At 55.1% G+C, this 16,215-nt stretch carries 17 protein-coding genes; 3 read left to right on the forward strand and 14 right to left on the reverse strand.

The features are described from left to right. Window positions 1–53: 53 nt before the first annotated feature. Window positions 54–605, forward strand: coding sequence for an endonuclease SmrB (gene smrB, locus VRC33_RS15900; RefSeq protein ID WP_338557281.1), 552 nt, complete (start codon window positions 54–56; stop codon window positions 603–605). 96 nt (window positions 606–701) lie between these two features. Here smrB and sixA read toward each other — a convergent pair whose 3' ends face one another. The 4 genes from sixA to VRC33_RS15920 form a co-directional block, all read right to left on the reverse strand. Further along, entirely contained in the window at window positions 702–1,184 is a 483-nt protein-coding gene (sixA, locus tag VRC33_RS15905; RefSeq protein WP_338557282.1) for a phosphohistidine phosphatase SixA, read from the reverse strand. A gap of 171 nt (window positions 1,185–1,355) precedes the next feature. Beyond that, complete coding sequence (fadJ, locus tag VRC33_RS15910; RefSeq protein WP_338557283.1) at window positions 1,356–3,515, reverse strand: fatty acid oxidation complex subunit alpha FadJ; 2,160 nt, start codon at window positions 3,513–3,515, stop codon at window positions 1,356–1,358. 1 nt (window position 3,516) lies between these two features. Continuing rightward, window positions 3,517–4,827: an acetyl-CoA C-acyltransferase FadI gene (fadI, locus tag VRC33_RS15915; protein WP_338557284.1), complete on the reverse strand. Its 1,311-nt coding sequence runs from the start codon at window positions 4,825–4,827 to the stop codon at window positions 3,517–3,519. A gap of 167 nt (window positions 4,828–4,994) precedes the next feature. After that, window positions 4,995–5,291 (reverse strand): YfcZ/YiiS family protein, encoded by a 297-nt coding sequence (locus VRC33_RS15920; RefSeq protein WP_338557285.1) that lies wholly within the window; start codon window positions 5,289–5,291, stop codon window positions 4,995–4,997. Window positions 5,292–5,667: 376 nt separating this feature from the next. Here VRC33_RS15920 and fadL point away from each other — a divergent pair, with 376 nt between their 5' ends. Beyond that, window positions 5,668–6,951, forward strand: coding sequence for a long-chain fatty acid transporter FadL (gene fadL / locus VRC33_RS15925; protein WP_338557286.1), 1,284 nt, complete (start codon window positions 5,668–5,670; stop codon window positions 6,949–6,951). A 60-nt stretch (window positions 6,952–7,011) separates the two neighbouring features. Here the strand turns inward: fadL and mlaA are convergent, their stop codons facing one another. From mlaA to ccmA, 10 genes are read right to left on the reverse strand one after another with little or no spacing between them, the layout of a single operon-like run. Further along, complete coding sequence (mlaA, locus tag VRC33_RS15930; protein ID WP_338557287.1) at window positions 7,012–7,773, reverse strand: phospholipid-binding lipoprotein MlaA; 762 nt, start codon at window positions 7,771–7,773, stop codon at window positions 7,012–7,014. A gap of 33 nt (window positions 7,774–7,806) precedes the next feature. Beyond that, window positions 7,807–9,018: a c-type cytochrome biogenesis protein CcmI gene (gene ccmI / locus VRC33_RS15935; RefSeq protein WP_338557288.1), complete on the reverse strand. Its 1,212-nt coding sequence runs from the start codon at window positions 9,016–9,018 to the stop codon at window positions 7,807–7,809. Then, entirely contained in the window at window positions 9,018–9,473 is a 456-nt protein-coding gene (locus tag VRC33_RS15940) for a cytochrome c-type biogenesis protein (RefSeq protein ID WP_338557289.1), read from the reverse strand. The genes ccmI and VRC33_RS15940 overlap by 1 nt, the downstream gene beginning before the upstream one ends. Next, entirely contained in the window at window positions 9,470–10,027 is a 558-nt protein-coding gene (locus tag VRC33_RS15945; RefSeq protein ID WP_338557290.1) for a DsbE family thiol:disulfide interchange protein, read from the reverse strand. The genes VRC33_RS15940 and VRC33_RS15945 overlap by 4 nt, the downstream gene beginning before the upstream one ends. After that, a complete protein-coding gene (locus VRC33_RS15950) occupies window positions 10,024–11,979 on the reverse strand; it encodes a heme lyase CcmF/NrfE family subunit (RefSeq protein WP_338557291.1) in 1,956 nt (651 codons plus the stop codon). Before VRC33_RS15950 ends, VRC33_RS15945 begins: the two co-directional genes overlap by 4 nt. Continuing rightward, on the reverse strand, window positions 11,976–12,464 hold the full coding sequence (gene ccmE / locus VRC33_RS15955; protein WP_338557292.1) for a cytochrome c maturation protein CcmE: 489 nt from the start codon (window positions 12,462–12,464) through the stop codon (window positions 11,976–11,978). The genes VRC33_RS15950 and ccmE overlap by 4 nt, the downstream gene beginning before the upstream one ends. Then, on the reverse strand, window positions 12,461–12,694 hold the full coding sequence (gene ccmD, locus VRC33_RS15960; RefSeq protein WP_338576770.1) for a heme exporter protein CcmD: 234 nt from the start codon (window positions 12,692–12,694) through the stop codon (window positions 12,461–12,463). Before ccmD ends, ccmE begins: the two co-directional genes overlap by 4 nt. After that, complete coding sequence (locus tag VRC33_RS15965) at window positions 12,691–13,434, reverse strand: heme ABC transporter permease (protein WP_338557293.1); 744 nt, start codon at window positions 13,432–13,434, stop codon at window positions 12,691–12,693. Before VRC33_RS15965 ends, ccmD begins: the two co-directional genes overlap by 4 nt. Before the next feature lie 54 nt (window positions 13,435–13,488). Continuing rightward, window positions 13,489–14,148, reverse strand: a complete 660-nt coding sequence (gene ccmB, locus VRC33_RS15970) for a heme exporter protein CcmB (RefSeq protein WP_338557294.1) — start codon at window positions 14,146–14,148, stop codon at window positions 13,489–13,491. Continuing rightward, window positions 14,148–14,765 (reverse strand): cytochrome c biogenesis heme-transporting ATPase CcmA, encoded by a 618-nt coding sequence (gene ccmA, locus VRC33_RS15975; protein ID WP_338557295.1) that lies wholly within the window; start codon window positions 14,763–14,765, stop codon window positions 14,148–14,150. Before ccmA ends, ccmB begins: the two co-directional genes overlap by 1 nt. A 238-nt stretch (window positions 14,766–15,003) precedes the next feature. Here ccmA and VRC33_RS15980 point away from each other — a divergent pair, with 238 nt between their 5' ends. After that, entirely contained in the window at window positions 15,004–15,948 is a 945-nt protein-coding gene (locus VRC33_RS15980) for a formate/nitrite transporter family protein (RefSeq protein WP_338557296.1), read from the forward strand. The last annotated feature ends 267 nt before the right edge of the window (window positions 15,949–16,215 follow it).

The following is a 16,215-nucleotide window of genomic DNA, read 5'->3' on the forward strand; positions in this document are numbered from 1 at the left end:
AAGACGACAATGCGTGGCGTTTTGCGTCATTAAAGCCCGACAATGAGAATCAGATGAGTAAAAAACAGCCCCTCAGCGCCGAAGATCAGGCGCTGTTTCGCGGATTGATGACCGGCACCCGGAAACTGGCACAGGACACCATCGTGCACAAACCGCCGCGTAAAAAGATCACCGAAGTGCCGCAGAAAAAGCTGATTTCTGAGCAGATGGACGCCAGCCACTATTTTTCTGATGAGTTCCAGCCGCTGCTGGCGGAAGAAGGCCCGACGCGCTATGTGCGCAGTGATGTCAGTCATTACGAGTTGAAAAAGCTGCGCCGTGGCGATTACACGCCGGACATTTTTCTCGATTTGCACGGGCTGACGCAGAAGCAGGCAAAAGAGGAGCTGGGTGCATTGATTGCAGCCTGCCGCCGTGAACATATTTTTTGCGCCAGCGTGATGCACGGGCACGGCAAGCATGTGCTGAAACAGCAGACGCCATTATGGCTGGCACAGCATCCTGTGGTGATGGCGTTTCATCAGGCGCCCAAGCTGTTTGGCGGGGATGCCGCGCTGCTGGTGCTGATTGAGGTTGAAGAGTGGCAGCCGCCTGAACTGCCCTGAGATCGCGAAAGGCCGTTGATCACGGCCTTCCAGAATATCCCTTTCCAGTGGGTTACCACCTTTCCGGGCAGACGGGACAGCACTGCCCCATCAATATTATATCGCTTTTTTCAACCTGGACGGGCTGACCTGCCACTCCAGCGTGCCGCTACTGTTGTCAGCATCAAATTCGATACGGGCAATGGCAGAGGTGGCAAACATCGGCGGCGCTTCCTGCGGGCAGAGTTCAGACACCAGGTAACCCACCAGAGGCAGGTGGGAAATCACCAGCACGGACTTCACCCCTTCTTTAGCCAGCACCTGCAGATAGCAGGCCACCAGCGCGGGATCGCCGCCAGGAGTCAGTTCAGGCAGCACTTCCTGCCCTTCCGGCAGCGTCAGGCCTTCACGTACCGTTGAAAGCGTCTGTTCAGCACGCAGATACGGGCTGACTAATACACGTTCGATATCCACTTTCTGGCTGTTAAGCCAGTTCGCCATCTGGCGTGATTCATCACATCCGCAATGAGTCAGGGGTCTTACAGAATCACTAGCTGCATCTAATGCCGCATCGCCGTGACGCATAATGAAAACTTGCATAATGCACCGCTGTTGTTAAACATAAACGCCGGAAAAAAACCGCTTCCCGACTCTTCATTCAGTGAATGAACGCTGTGTTGTACCCTAATGCCTTGAGTATAGTCAACCGATTGTTTACTAAATGAGCGCTTTCCAGAACAGTGCCAGAAGGCGCGATTCTGAGGCAAAAATCTAACCCGCTGAATCCGCATGGCTATTCAATTTCACCTTGCTGTCAAAGAACTTTTCCCCGGAGCTGGCCTGCCATTGTAAAGCTTCGCAAGGCGCAAAACGTTCGCCATGCGCCTGCTTCAGTCGCTCTAATGTGTTGACCACCGTGATGGCGCCCAGGCGATCGATATAGCGGAAAGGTCCGCCTAAAAATGGCGGAAAACCTATGCCAAATACTGCGCCAATATCGCCCTCTTTCGCCGAGCGTATCACGCCTTCATCCAGCGTTCGGGCTGCTTCATTCAACATCATCATGACGCAACGGTCCGCAATCGACTCTGCGCTCTGGTGCGCTTTTGGCGTCAGATTAAGAAGCTTGTAGAGGCTCTTATCCACGGTTTTACCGCTGAGGAAGTTTTTCCGGCCATACTGATAAAACCCCCGGCCATTTTTGCGGCCTTTACGGTTGTCATTCAGTACTGCTTCAAATTCCTCAGGCGCTTTGAAACGTTCCCCCCAGGCTTTCTCCAGCACGGGCATAATATGTGTCCCCACATCTATGCCCACCTCATCCAGCAGTTGAATCGGCCCGACCGGAAAACCGAATTTCACCAGCGCCCGGTCGATATGCTCAATGGGCTCGCCTTCCAGCAGGCAGCGCATCGCTTCATTTATATAGGGCGCCAGAATGCGGTTTACAAAGAATCCGGCACGGTCTGCCACCACAATCGGTGTTTTGCCCTGCTTCTTCGCCAGTGCCACTACCGTGGCGATAGTTTCATCAGAGGTGGTCGCATGAGGGATCACTTCCACCAGGGGCATTTTGTCGACCGGACTGAAATAGTGCAGCCCGATAACGTTTTCCGGACGCAGGGCGTTAGCCGCAATATCGCCAATCGGCAGCGAGGAGGTATTTGAGGCAAAAATAGTGGCTGATGAAGTGTTGGCTTCAACTTCGGCCACCATCTTCTGTTTCAGCACCAGATCTTCAAACACGGCCTCAATAATCACCTCACGATGATGGAAACCCTGATAGTCGGTGCCGCCGCCAATCAGCGCCATTTGACGTTGGCGTTCAGCCGGACGCATATGACGCCGGTTAACGCTTTTACTCAGCAGATCCCAGCTGTATTTCATCGCATGGTTGATGCCATCCGGTTTGATGTCTTTGATCCGCACCGGTAGCCCGCCGCGGCTGGCCGTAACAAAGGCGATGCCACCGCCCATCAAACCGCCCCCCAGTACACCGACGGATTTAATGTCATGAGGATCAGCATTCGCCCCCCGGTCTTTCTTCATCTCTGTGGTGGCAAAGAAAATGCTGCGCAGCGCGACAGACTGGGGCGTCATTGCCAGTTCACCAAACGCTTTTGCTTCAGCGGCATAACCGCTGCTGCTGCCCTGCTGCAGGCCGGTTCGTACAACTGAGAGAATTTTGCGGGTGGCGGGATAATTTCCCTGGGTTTTAGTCTGGGTCTGCCGGGCAGCCAGGGCAAATAACAGCGCCCGCCCGGCAGGGGCATTAAGCAGACGCTCGCGCAGCGGCAGCGTTTTGCGGGGCTTACGGCCATTCAGCGCCATTTTTACCGCCGTTTCCAGTAAAATTGTTTCCGGAACAGCTTCTTCCACCAGGCCCAGTTTCAGCGCCTGCTTCGCGCGCAGCGTTTTACCGGTCAGTATCAGATCCAGCGCGCGGGAGGCGCCAATCAGACGCGGCAAACGTTGAGTGCCACCGGACCCCGGCAGCAGGCCCAGCTGCACTTCCGGCAGCCCCAGGCGGGTTTTATCATCCAGCGTGCAGACCCGCTGATTGCAGGCTAACGCCAGCTCAAGCCCACCACCGAGGCAGGCTCCGTGAATGGCTGCCACTACCGGGACTGACAACGAGGCGATTTCGGCCATGACTTTTTGTCCCTGTAGCGCCAGGGCTTCCGCTTCCGCCGCCGTTTTGCAGGCGGCAATCATCGAAATATCCGCTCCGGCTATAAAGGAGTCCGGTTTGCCTGAAATCAACACCAGCCCGGCAAGACGCTGATGACTTCGTGCTTTGGCAATCACCTCCCGAATCTGGTCGGCAAACTCCGCCTTCAGCGTGTTCATCTTCTCGCCAGGCACATTAATAGTTATGACGCCAACGTTATCCAGCCTCATCGCCAGGGTAAAAGCCGTGGTGTTTTCCATCTTATTCCGCCTCCAGAACCATTGCAGCCCCTAAACCACCTGCGGCGCAGGCGGTAACCAGGCCCAGCCCACCGCCGCGGCGTCGCAGTTCATTGAGCGTCTGGGTGATCATCCTCGCCCCGGTCGCGGCAAAAGGGTGCCCGTAGGCTATGGAGCCGCCCAGCACGTTGAATTTTTCTTCATTTACCTCACCCAGCGCATGGGGCCGGTTCAGCACCTCACGGGCAAAACGCTCACTGGCAAACATCTTGAGGTTGGCCAGCGTCTGCGAGGCAAAGGCTTCATGCATATCTATCAGCGTCAGATCGTTAAGGGTAATCCCGGCCCGATCCAGCGCCAGCGGCGATGCATAAGAGGGGCCGAGCAGCATATCCTGCCAGACATCAATGGCCGTGAAGGCGTAGCTCCTGAGGTAGCCCAGCGGCACGATCCCCAACTCTCTGGCACGCGATTCCGTCATCAATACCACCGCGGCGGCTCCGTCGGTCAGAGGCGTGCTGTTAGCAGCGGTTACTGTGCCATGCTTACGATCGAACGCCGGACGAAGCCGGGCGTAATCTTCCAGGGTGGATTGCAGGCGGATAGTGTTGTCCTGCTCAAAAGCTTTACGCCACGGAGGCACAAAAGCGGTCATCACCTCTCCGGTCAGCTTGCCGGATTCCCAGGCTCTGGCAGCACGCTGATGGGAGCGATGCGCGAAAGCATCCTGTTGCAGGCGTGAGATACCGTGGCTTTTCGCCATTTGCTCTGCCGTGTCGCCCATCCGCAGGCCGGTGGAATATTCTGCCACGGCGGGAGGCACAGGCAGCAAATCTCGCGGGCGAAGCTGGCTGAACAGCTTCATTTTCTGCGAGAAGGTTTTGGCTTTATTGAGATCGACCAGCACCCGTCCGAGCTTTTTACTGACGCCAATCGGCAGAACTGAGGAGGAGTCAGCCCCACCTGCAATGCCAGCCTGCACCGTTCCGGCCATCAGACTCTCCGCCAGATTAGCCACCGCCTGGAAACTGGTGGCACAGGCCCGGCTGACGCTATAGGCATCGGTATGCACACTCAGGCCGCTGCCCAGCACGATTTCACGGGCGATATTCGGCGCTTCAGGCATTTGTATCACCTGACCAAATATCAGTTGCTCTATGGCTTCCGGTGGCAATTCACTGCGTGCCAGCAGTTCGCTGACGACCATTCGTCCCAGCTCAATGGCCGGAACGCCGTGCAGCGCGGTAGCCTGGCGGGCAAAAGGTGTGCGGAGTCCGTGAGCGATCGCGATGCGATCGCCCTGACGCGTCAGCAAGGGAAGCGCTGTGCTCATTCTGGTCACCCTTAAAATCCTGTGCGGCATCATTGCCAAAGAGGTCAGACCTCTAAGGTTAACCGGATTCGATGAATCTGCACGGGAATTGAAGAAAAATTGCGAGAGCACACACGCTTTAAGGAACAATGAGCGGTGATTTGCCACTCATTGTCCGGCACGGAAGATTAACGCAGGCCGAGCTGGAAAATCATCGTTTCAGCCTGGCAGCTGAAGGTGAAGTCCGCTGCCAGCAGCACGCCATCAGGCTGTTCGCTGTAGCGGGCATCAATCACGCAGGGATCGGATTCAACCTGACGGGCTTTTTCGGTGAGCTGCGCCAGCATCGCTTCTGCCTGTTGGCGGGTTTCATACAGCTGGCTCCAGCTTGCGGTACAGTCGGTGTTATCCATGATGGTACCAACATCTACACAGCAGCAGGCGGCCGTTTCAGTGGCGCTGCATTTTTTAATGGCATGGGTCATGGGGGTCTCCGGTTAGCCTGTGGAAGGCGGAAGAAGGTGAAATGTCTGGCAACTACTCTACGCTTACCGTAAAACGTTGTCCGTCAATTCACCGAAAAAGGGCCATTAAGTGATGAAAATCACAGTTAAAATTGATCTGAAACAGGCCAGACTCAGGGCGGTGATTTGATACCCACAGGTTTTTGTTAAGCAGATCTCTTTTTGTGGATCAATTCGGAAATATTTATAAAACAATATTGCAACACCATCACAGGTCAGACCTATACTGGGGCCACTGGTCTGATTTGTTAGCCGTAGATCGGTCCCTAATATCCGCGATCCCTGGTTACGTTATGTAACAGAGTTTAATAATAATCAGATAGATGAGGTTGTGGTCATGAACCATAAGAACCTGTTTGCGAAGTCTGCACTTGCTGTTGCAGTGGCGATTGTCTCTTCGAACGTTTATGCGGCCGGCTTTCAGCTTAATGAATTTTCCTCTATCGGACTGGGCCGTGCCTATTCCGGTGAAGGTGCGATGGGTGATACGGCGGCTTCTGCCAGCCGCAACCCTGCCACTATGGCGTTGATGGATCGCCCGATGTTCTCTGTTGGTGCAGTATTTATCGACCCTGACGTGGATATCAGCGGTGACAGTCCGTCTGGCCAGAGTCTGGATGCGAATAATATTGCGCCCGCTGAGTGGGTGCCCAATATTCATTACGTCCAGCCAATTAACGACCAGTGGTGGCTTGGCGCATCGGCAACCTCAAATTATGGTCTGGCTACTGAGTTTAATAACAGCTATGCCGCTGGACCTTATGCCGGTAAAACCGATCTGCAAACCCTCAACCTTAATTTAAGTACGGCCTACCGTCTTAATCAGCATTTCAGTTTTGGTGTTGGGTTTGATGCCGTTTATGCCCGTGCCAAAATTGAACGTTATGCGGGTGAATCCGGTCAGGCGCTGGGCCTGCCGGCAGATACCCAGATTGCTCACCTGAAAGGGGATGAGTGGGGCTATGGCTGGAACGCCGGTATCCTGTACGAGGTGGATGAGAACAACCGCTTCGGCCTCTCCTATCGTTCTGAAGTAAAAATCGACTTTGACGGCGACTATAAGAGCAGCATACCGGGCTATATTAACCCGATTAATCAGGCAGCCAATCTTGGCCTGCCGTACGGTACCGATGGCAACACCATTCCGGGTGCACTGACCCTGAACCTGCCTGAAATGTGGGAACTCTCCGGCTACCATAAAGTGGCACCGCAGTGGGCTGTCCACTACAGCCTGGCCTATACCAGCTGGAGCCAGTTCCAGGAGCTGAAAGCCACGGGCAGTAATGGTCAGACGCTGTTCCAGAAAGATGAAAGCTTCAAAGATGCCTACCGCATCGCGCTGGGAACCTCCTACTTCTATGATGAGAACTGGACTTTCCGTACCGGTATCGCCTTTGATGACAGCCCGGTTCCAGCTGAAAACCGTTCCATCTCTATCCCGGACCAGGATCGTCTGTGGCTGAGCGCCGGTGCCTCCTATGCATTTAACCAGGATGCCTCTGTCGACGTAGGTGTTTCCTATATGCATGGTCAGCACGTGACCATTCAGGAAGGTGATTACACCTTTAACTCAACCGGTAAAGCCTGGCTGTATGGCGCGAACTTTAACTATAAGTTCTGATCCTCTGCCAGAAACAAAAAAGGCCTGTCGCATGACAGGCCTTTTTTATGGCTGCAGAAACTAGTTTGCATCGATATCGTTCAGCTCGTCCTGGATCGCCGACGCATTCGGGTTTTCCTGCGGGATCAATTTGCCATCGCTGGCCAGGAAGTCATGACGCTGGAAATAGGCTGCTCTGATAAAGGCATAAGGATCCTGTGAATTATGCAGGATCGCATCTGAGTCCAGCAGCTGCGCTCGTGTTTCAACCCCTTCCACAACCCACTTGCCGGCAGTCATCCACCAGGTCAGCCAGCTCAGTGGCGCATAGAGATCATCCACTAGCCCGCCAATATCCTCACGCGGCGTAAAGCTGCCATAGGCAGGTACTTCAACGTAGGGTCCGTAACCCACACCATAATTGCCTAAGGTGCTGCCAAACCCACGCGGCTCTTCTTTCGCAAGTTTTGGGTTAGCCATACCGGCCACATCAATGAAGCCCCCCATTCCCAGAACGGTGTTCAGGAAGAAGCGGTTGAAGTGGATCATCGCTTTATAAGGTTTGCCCTCAATAAAGTAGTTCACCATCGTTGAGGGTTCACTGAGGTTACCCAAAAAGTTGCTGAGTCCGGTGCGGGCAGGCATGGGGACGTAATCACGCCAGGCTACCGCCGCAGGGCGTACCACGTAGGGATCCAACACATTGTAGTTGAAGTTGAACATGGTCCGGTTGAATCCTTCAAACGGATCCGATCTTTGCTGAGGCTGGTCCGCCGTTTTGGAACTTGCACATCCCAACAGTAGCACGCTGGCCAGCGCTACGCCCGTCACGCGGTAGCTCATATCTTTCTCCCTGTTATCAATAGAATACCGCTTTTAAGGCTGCTGCCGGTCGATCTCAACAGCCAGTTGCTGGTGACCTGTAAAGGGCGTCACGGCACTGCTACCGAACCAGTCGCCCGGCTGCGGATTGGCGCTGCCATCACGCGAGATACGCACGCGTACCTGAACCTGATGCTGAGCAGATAGTAAACGCTCCGGCATCATGGCATTGCTGTCATCCAGCGTCAGCGATAAAGGAAAACGGCTTAAAGGCATTTTTTTCACCGCCACCGGGACGGGAGAAACACCATCTGCCACGGAAATATACAACACTCCGTCAGCCGGTAACATTTTTTCTGCGGCCGGCGTCAGGGTTACTGACAGCGCCAGCTGGCTGTTTTGCTTACCAGATTCCGTTTTCGCCTGCTCAATACTGCGCTGGATCATTACCCTGCGTTGATCGTCAGCCGGTAACAATTGTAACATCTTTTGCCAGCTGGCTATCGCCTCAGGGTAGTGTTGCTGGCTGAAAGCATTAAATGCCAACAGGCTCAGTATCCGCAAATTGTTGCTATCCGTTTTAAGCATCTCATTGAGCATTTCTCCGGCCTGACGGTTATCCTGCGGATCCGGTGAGCGGGTCAGCACATCGGCATAGCTGAGTTTGACTTCCTGGTTCTCTGGCGCCAGCTGCATCGCATGCTGGAATGCCTGCGTAGCGGTAGTGGCATTGTTCAGCACCATACCGATGCGTCCCAGCATCAGCCAGTCATTCACGTTTTGCGGATCCTGTTGCAGTGAGGTGCGGATCCCCAGTCCCAGTCGGGCCAGCTCTTCCATCGTTAGCGGTTTGGCGTCAGGGTTCATTACCTGGGCCCGCAGTGCAGGCAGATCGTTCTGCACCTGTTGCCACGACATCACCTGCGCAAAGCCCCCGGTTTTAAAATAAAAGCCCAGACTGACGAAGATCAGCACCAGCACGCCCGGCAGCAGCACCCAGCGGCTGACGCTGCGCTCGACAATCTGCTCATCATTCGGGATATCAAGCAGCAGGGTCTGTTGCAGTTCACGGACCATTTCTGGCCGTTCGCCCACGACGCCCTGCTCTTCATCTTCTTCCAGCTCTTTCAGCCGCTGATGATAAAAAGCTTTATTCAGTGCATCCCGCTCGATAGCCACCGGGCGATGTTTACGGCCTCCGGCAATCAGCAGCAGCGCAACTGACGCAATCAGCAGTCCCAGAAGGGTTAACCAGAATCCAGCCATTATTGCTTCCTGTTAGTCTTTAAAAGCGCATTCAGGCGCTGTTGCTGTTCTGCGTCCATCTCATTATCAGGAGAGCGTTTTCTGCTGCGTAACACAATCACCAGCGCGCCGATAAGGACAAACAGTGCCGGGCCAGCCCACAGGATAATGGTGGAGGGCATTACGGGAGGCTGATAGGTGACAAAATTGCCGTAGCGCGCGACCATATACTGCTTAACCTGTTCGGGCGTTTGCCCGTTTTTCAGCAGCTCATAAACCTTCAGCCTCATGTCGCTGGCGATCATCGCGTTGGAGTCCGCAATGCTGTTATTCTGGCATTTCGGACAGCGCAGCGACTCGGTCAGGTGACGATATTGCTGCTCCTGATCCACCGACGAGAATTTATAAGTATCAATATTGTCTGCCAGCGCTCCGGCGCTGATAAACAGCGCCAGAAGTAAAATCCACTGTTTCATGCTCCAGCCTCCTTGCTGTATTTTTCCCATAAGGGTTTCACTTCACGCATCCATACGTCGTCGTTCAAATCGCCGGCATGGCGATAGCGGATGATCCCTTTGCCATCGATCAGAAAGGTTTCTGGCGCGCCATACACGCCTAAATCCAGACCCAGCATGCCATTGCCGTCGTACAGGCTCAGCGCATAGGGGTTGCCCAGCGTATTCAGCCAGTTGACCGCTTTCCCGCGATCGTCTTTGTAGTTCAGTCCCACCACGCGCACGCCTTTAGCGGCCAGCGTGTTGAGATACTGATGCTCAGCACGGCAGGTAGGACACCAGGTAGCCCAGACATTGAGCAGAACAGGTTTGCCATCCGTCAGTACCGACTGATCGTACGTTTTACCCGGTTTATCCAGCGACTCCAGCTTAAACACCGGTACGGGTTTCCCCACCAGGGCCGATTCCAGCAGCGTGGGATCGTCTCCATTCGCATTGCGGTTCAACTGCCACATCAGCGCGGCTGCCAGCAGCAGGAACAGCACCAGCGGGATATAAAGCACTTTCTTACTCATGCCAGCTCCTTCTGCGCTTTTTTGCGCGAACGGTAACGGGGATCGCACAGGCAGAAGATGCCGCCCACAGCCATAAACAAGCCGCCAAACCAGATCCAGCGAACAAAAGGTTTGTAGTAGATGCGCACGGCCCAGGAGTTATCGCCCAGCTCTTCACCCAGCGCCGCATAGAGATCGCGGGTGAATCCACCGTTTATCGCCGCCTCGGTCATCATGGTGCGGGCCACGCTGTAGTAGCGTTTCTCAGCACGCAGCGTCGCCTCATGTCTGCCGTTGCGGGTCACATCAATAATCCCCACGCCACCGGTAAAATTGGGGCCCTGCAGGTTGTGAACATCACGGAAGGTAAAATGATAATCGTGGATATCGACCGTATCCCCGGCGCGCATCCGCACATCACGTTCCACGCTGTAATTCTGGCTGAAGGCGATACCGATCACCGTGACGGCCACGCCCAGATGCCCCAGCACCATGCCCCAGTGGCTGCGGGAGAGATGCGTCAGTCCTTTAAAGAAGCCATGACGATGGGTGGCGCGCTCGTGCAGTTCCATCAGCGTCAGGAAGATCACCCAGATCGACATCAGCAAACCAACTACCGCCATCGCTTCGATGCGATCCTGCATCAGCCACGGCAGCAGGACAGAGAGCACCAGAGTGCCAACCACGGCGATTGCCAGACGTTTCCAGAGCTTCTGCGGTTCATCACGACGCCAGCGAACCAGCGGCCCGATACCGAGCATCAGCGCCAGCGGAGCCATCAGCCAGGTAAACAGCGTATTAAAGAAGGGTTCGCCAATCGAGATGCTGCCCAGGCCAAGCTGCTTGTGTACCAGGGGCAGCAACGTGCCCAGCAATACCACCAGCATCGCGGCAATCAGCAGCACGTTGTTGCCCAGCAGGAAAGATTCACGCGACCAGACTTCGTTCTGCACCCGGCTGCGCACTTTGCTGCCCTTCACCGCATACAGCAGCAGCGAGCTGCCGATGACGATCACCAGGAAAGCGAGGATAAACATGCCGCGCGCCGGATCGGAAGCGAATGAGTGAACCGAAACCAGCACGCCGGAACGCACCAGGAACGTCCCCAGCAGGCTCAGCGAGAAGGCGGTAATCGCCAGCAGCACGGTCCAGGCTTTGAAAGTACCGCGTTTTTCGGTCACGGCCAGCGAGTGGATCAGCGCTGTCCCTGCAAGCCACGGCATAAAGGAAGCGTTTTCTACCGGATCCCAGAACCACCAGCCGCCCCAGCCCAGTTCATAATAGGCCCAGGCCGAACCGAGCACGATGCCGATGGTCAGGAAAACCCAGGCAGCGGTGGTCCAGGGACGCGACCAGCGCGCCCAGGCCGTATCCAGCCTGCCGGCCATCAACGAGGCGATCGCAAAGGCGAAGGCGACAGAAAAGCCCACATATCCCATATATAACAACGGCGGATGGAAAATCAGGCCAATGTCCTGCAGCATCGGATTAAGATCGCTGCCGTCTATCGGGAAGTCCGGCAGCGTCCGGGTAAAGGGATTGGAGGTCAGGGTGATAAACAGCAGAAAGCCCAGGTTAATCATCCCCATCACCGCCAGCACACGGGCGATGGAATCCTGCGGCATTCCCCGGCTGAACAGCGCCACGGCCAGCGTCCAGGTGCTTAACAGCAGCAGCCAGAGCAGCAGCGAACCTTCGTGTGCCCCCCAGGTGGCGGCGATACGGTAGTAGACCGGCAGCAGCGTATTGGAGTTGGTGGCCACATAGGCCACGCTAAAATCATTCACTACAAACGCATGGACCAGCACCACAAAGGCACCAAGAATGCAGACAAAGAGCGCATAGCTGAGCGGCCGTGCCAGCCCCATCAGACGACGATCCTGACGTGCCGCCCCCCAGAGCGGATAAATGCTCAACAGCAGAGAGATTGCCAGCGCCAGACAGAGCAGAAAACTGCCGATTTCCGGCATCATGACTGGCCCCCTTTCCCGGAAGTCTGCCAGGCCTGTGCCTCTTTATGATTGGTTTTCATCGCATCCTCAATTTCTGGCGGCGTATATTTCTCATCGTGCTTCGCCAGCACCTCTTTCGCATTGACCAGGTTGCCATCTTCCAGCACGCCCTGGGCGACTACGCCCTGCCCTTCGCGGAACAGGTCGGGCAGGATACCGAGGTAGCTGACCCCAATCACGCCACGGGCGTCATACAGTTTGAAGGAGACCTGCAGGGTATCGGGATCGCGCTTTACGCTTCCCGGCATCACCATGCCGCCAACCCGCAATCGCTGGCCCGGTTCAGGTTTTACGTGTGCTTCACCTTTACCATCAAGAATTTCGCTGGGCGTGTAAAAAAGGTCGATGTTGGAACGCAGCGCGTACATCACCAGGGCGGTGGCCAGGCCGAGACCTGCCAGTATGACTGTCACCATGATCAGGCGACTCTTACGACGCGGATTCACTGCATTTCTCCTGCGGCTTCACTGGCAGCTTTTTTTTGTTTGGCTGTCAGAATGCGACGTTCGCGAGACTGACGCTGACGAATATCATTCAGCAGACGATGGCGCTGGATGAGCGTATGCAGCACCAGCCCGGCAAGCGGGATCAGCGTGCAGGCTACTGCCAGCCAGACATAAAAGGCGTATCCGCCCATGGCGAAAAAATCCGGCCAGGATGAGAAAGCGGGCTTCATGCTTTGCGCCCTCCTTTGGCTGCAAGTTCTGCCACCCAGGGACGGTGGCGCTCTGTGAACAGGATCAGATTGCGCAGACGCATCAGCGTCAGGGAGAGGAATATCAACAGATAACCAAGGATTGACCAGCGCAGCGGGCTACGCATGCTGGGGTCGATAGCCTGTTGTAGCATCCCGGATGAGCCCTGATGCAGGGTATTCCACCACTGCACCGAGTAATGGATAATCGGCAGATTGACCACGCCCACCAGGATCAGTATCCCGGCGGCGCGTCCCGCCATTCTGCGATCGTCAAAAGCGTTATAGAGGGCGATAACCCCCATATAGAGGAAGAGAAGCACCAGTTCTGAGGTCAGACGGGCATCCCATATCCACCAGGTTCCCCACATCGGCTTGCCCCAGGCAGACCCGGTGATCAGCGCGATAAAGGTAAATACCGCTCCGACGGGAGCCATTGCTGCGGCGGCCAAATCGGCTGATTTCCACTGCCAGACAAGGCCAATAAAGGCCGCAATGGCCATCGATCCATAAATGCCCATAGACCACATGGCGGCCGGGACATGGATATACATGATGCGGTAGCTGTCTCCCTGCTGATAATCGGCAGGAGCGAAACCAAATCCCCAGACCCAGCCCAGGATCAGGCTGGCGATGCCCGGTACGGCTAACCAGGGTATCCAGCGACCGCATAACCGGTAGAGCCGGTCGGGCTTACCGAGTTGATGTAACCATTTCCACATTATTATTTTGCTCACATAAATAGAAAAAGCGTTCTGGTGTTTTTATTAAAATATTTAGTGCACGCTGACCCGCAACGCGGCGGCAGTGGCGAACGGCGCAAGGGTCGCGCTGCCTGCTAACAGGGCACCTAAAATTGCCAGGTAGCCGTCAATCGGTAATCCCATGCCGGCAGCATCTATGGCTGCGCTGGCAAAAATCAGTACCGGCACTGCCAGTGGCAACACCAGTAAACTCAGTAACACACCGCCCCGGCGCAACCCTACCGTCAGCCCTACCCCAATCGCCCCCAGGAAACTCAGGGTTGGAGTGCCCAGCAATAATGTCAGGGCAATGGCGCGCCAGCTCGCAAAGTCCAGCGAAAGCAGCAAGGCAGCCAGAGGAGAAAGCAGCAACAGCGGCAATCCGGTTACAACCCAGTGAGCGGCCACTTTGCCTAATACCGTTATCGGCAGCGGCGTGGGTAACAACAGAAGTTGCTCCAGCGAGCCGTCGAGAAAGTCATCACGGAACAGGCGCTCAAGCGCCAGCAACGAAGAGAGCAAAGCGGCGACCCAGACAATTCCGGGGGCAATGCGCGCCAGCAATCCAGGTTCCGGACCTATTCCCAGCGGAAACAGAGTGATAACAATCAGAAAAAACCACAGCGGATTGATAATTTCCGAACCGCTGCGGAATGCGATGCGCAGTTCGCGTTTAAGCACACGCCAGAACATCAGATTACCTCCTGAGAGGTAAGACGAAGTTTGCGAACTGTGCGCTGTGCTTCCGGTAATTCCTGATGGGTGGTGAGGATCACCGCGCCGCCATTCTCAGCATGGTGGCTGAACAGCGCCATTAATTTCGCTACGCCAGATTTATCTATGGCGGTTAATGGCTCATCAAGGATCCATAGCGGCGAGCGGCTCAACCATAACCGCGCCAGCGCCACCCGCCGCTGCTGTCCCGCGGAGAGTTGGGCCACGGCAACATCCTCAAATCCCACCAGATCCACTTCTTCCAGCGCCGCCATCAGCGAAGCTTCGGACTGACTGGCATGATAAAAATGCAAATTTTCACGCGCGGTCAGCACCGCTTTTACACCGGGCTGATGCCCAAGATAAAGCAGGGCCCTGTGCCAGGTTTCACGCTGGCGGTGGATCGGTTGCTGCTGCCACAGAACATCCCCCTGCTCTGCCCGGCTCAGCCCGGCAAGAATACGCAGCAGTGACGTTTTTCCTGCGCCATTGGCCCCTTCAATCTGGACAATATCGCCCGCTGAAACGGTAAAACAGAGGTCGCTGAACAGCGTGCGTTCGTCGCGTACGCAGGTCAGGTTGTTGGCTTCCAGCATCTGATAAAGTCGCGCTTAGTCAAGGGGGCGAAATAGTACCACAGGCAATCAGTTCATCGCAGCCTGCACTCAGCCGGCAGAGTGCCAGCGAACAGCATTATGCCTGTTACACCTCACATTTTGCGTAAAAAAACCTTGCGGTTAAAGGTTTGTTACGCTTCTCCTGATATTTCGTTACATTTCATCCCGCAAAAAACCCGCTACGCTTAAGGAGATCACACCACTGGGAACGACAATAATGAATAAGAAACATGATGATGGCGAAGTAGAAAGCGAAGAGAGCGAGCAGGACAAAGAGATTGAAGTAGACGAGGAGGTATTGCCTTCCCGCGCTGCTGCCGTCCATGAGCAAATCCGTCAGGAAGGTGAAAAAGAGCTGGAGCGTGACGGCCTGGCTCTGCTGTTTTCTGCCATCGCTGCGGGCCTGTCGATGGGGGCTTCTTTAATGGCCAAGGGCATTTTTCAGGTCAATCTTGAGGGCGTGCCGGGTGCATTTCTTCTGGAAAACCTGGGTTATACCTTCGGCTTTATCATCGTCATTATGGCGCGACAGCAGCTATTTACAGAAAACACGGTAACAGCCGTATTGCCCATTATGCACAAGCCAACCGGCAGTAATTTGTTACTGCTACTGCGCCTGTGGGGACTGGTGCTGCTGGGCAACCTGATTGGCACAGGCATGGCTTCGCTGGCCTTTACTCATATGCCCATTTTTGACGATGCCACCAGGGAAGCCTTTGTTGCTATCAGTCAAAAAGTGATGGAGAACACGCCGGGCGAAATGTTTGCCAATGCCGTGATCTCAGGCTGGATTATCGCCACTATGGTATGGATGTTCCCTTCCTCCGGTGCAGCGAAAATCTGGGTGATCATCCTGATGACCTGGCTGGTCGCGCTGGGCGATCTGGCGCATATCGTCGTGGGTTCGGTCGAGATACTTTATCTGGTCTTTAACGGCGTCGTCAGCTGGCAGGAGTTCCTCTGGCCGTTCGCCCTGCCAACGCTGGCGGGTAATATCATCGGCGGCACCTTTATCTTCGCGCTAATCAGTCATGCGCAAATCCGCAATGACATGAATACTGAAGCAAAAGCCAGGGCCAAAGCCGAGGCAAAAGCCAGAGAAAAGAAAGAGAAAAAAGGCGGAGAAGAGAGTGAGAACGAGAAAGAGCGGCATGTTGAGTAAGCTCTGATAAGCCGGTCCGGAAACGAGGCTATCTGTCACGCGATGAACCTCTGCACGCAATTTAATGGAGCAAGGTTATGGGGTCTGGAAGAACTGAGATAGTGGTTCCGGGAGGCCTGATGAAACTAAGGCAGCAAAGAGGGATTTCTGCTGCCTTATCTGGCACTAACTGAACAGTGCCCAGGTATTTGCATAAAAGCTTCCAGCGAATATGACATAAGCCAGCCAAATCAGTGAAACAACCCCAAGGGAAAGTTTAAGAGACAT

It is taken from the genome of Erwinia sp. E_sp_B01_1 (genome assembly GCF_036865545.1).
In the GTDB taxonomy this organism is placed as follows: domain Bacteria; phylum Pseudomonadota; class Gammaproteobacteria; order Enterobacterales; family Enterobacteriaceae; genus Erwinia.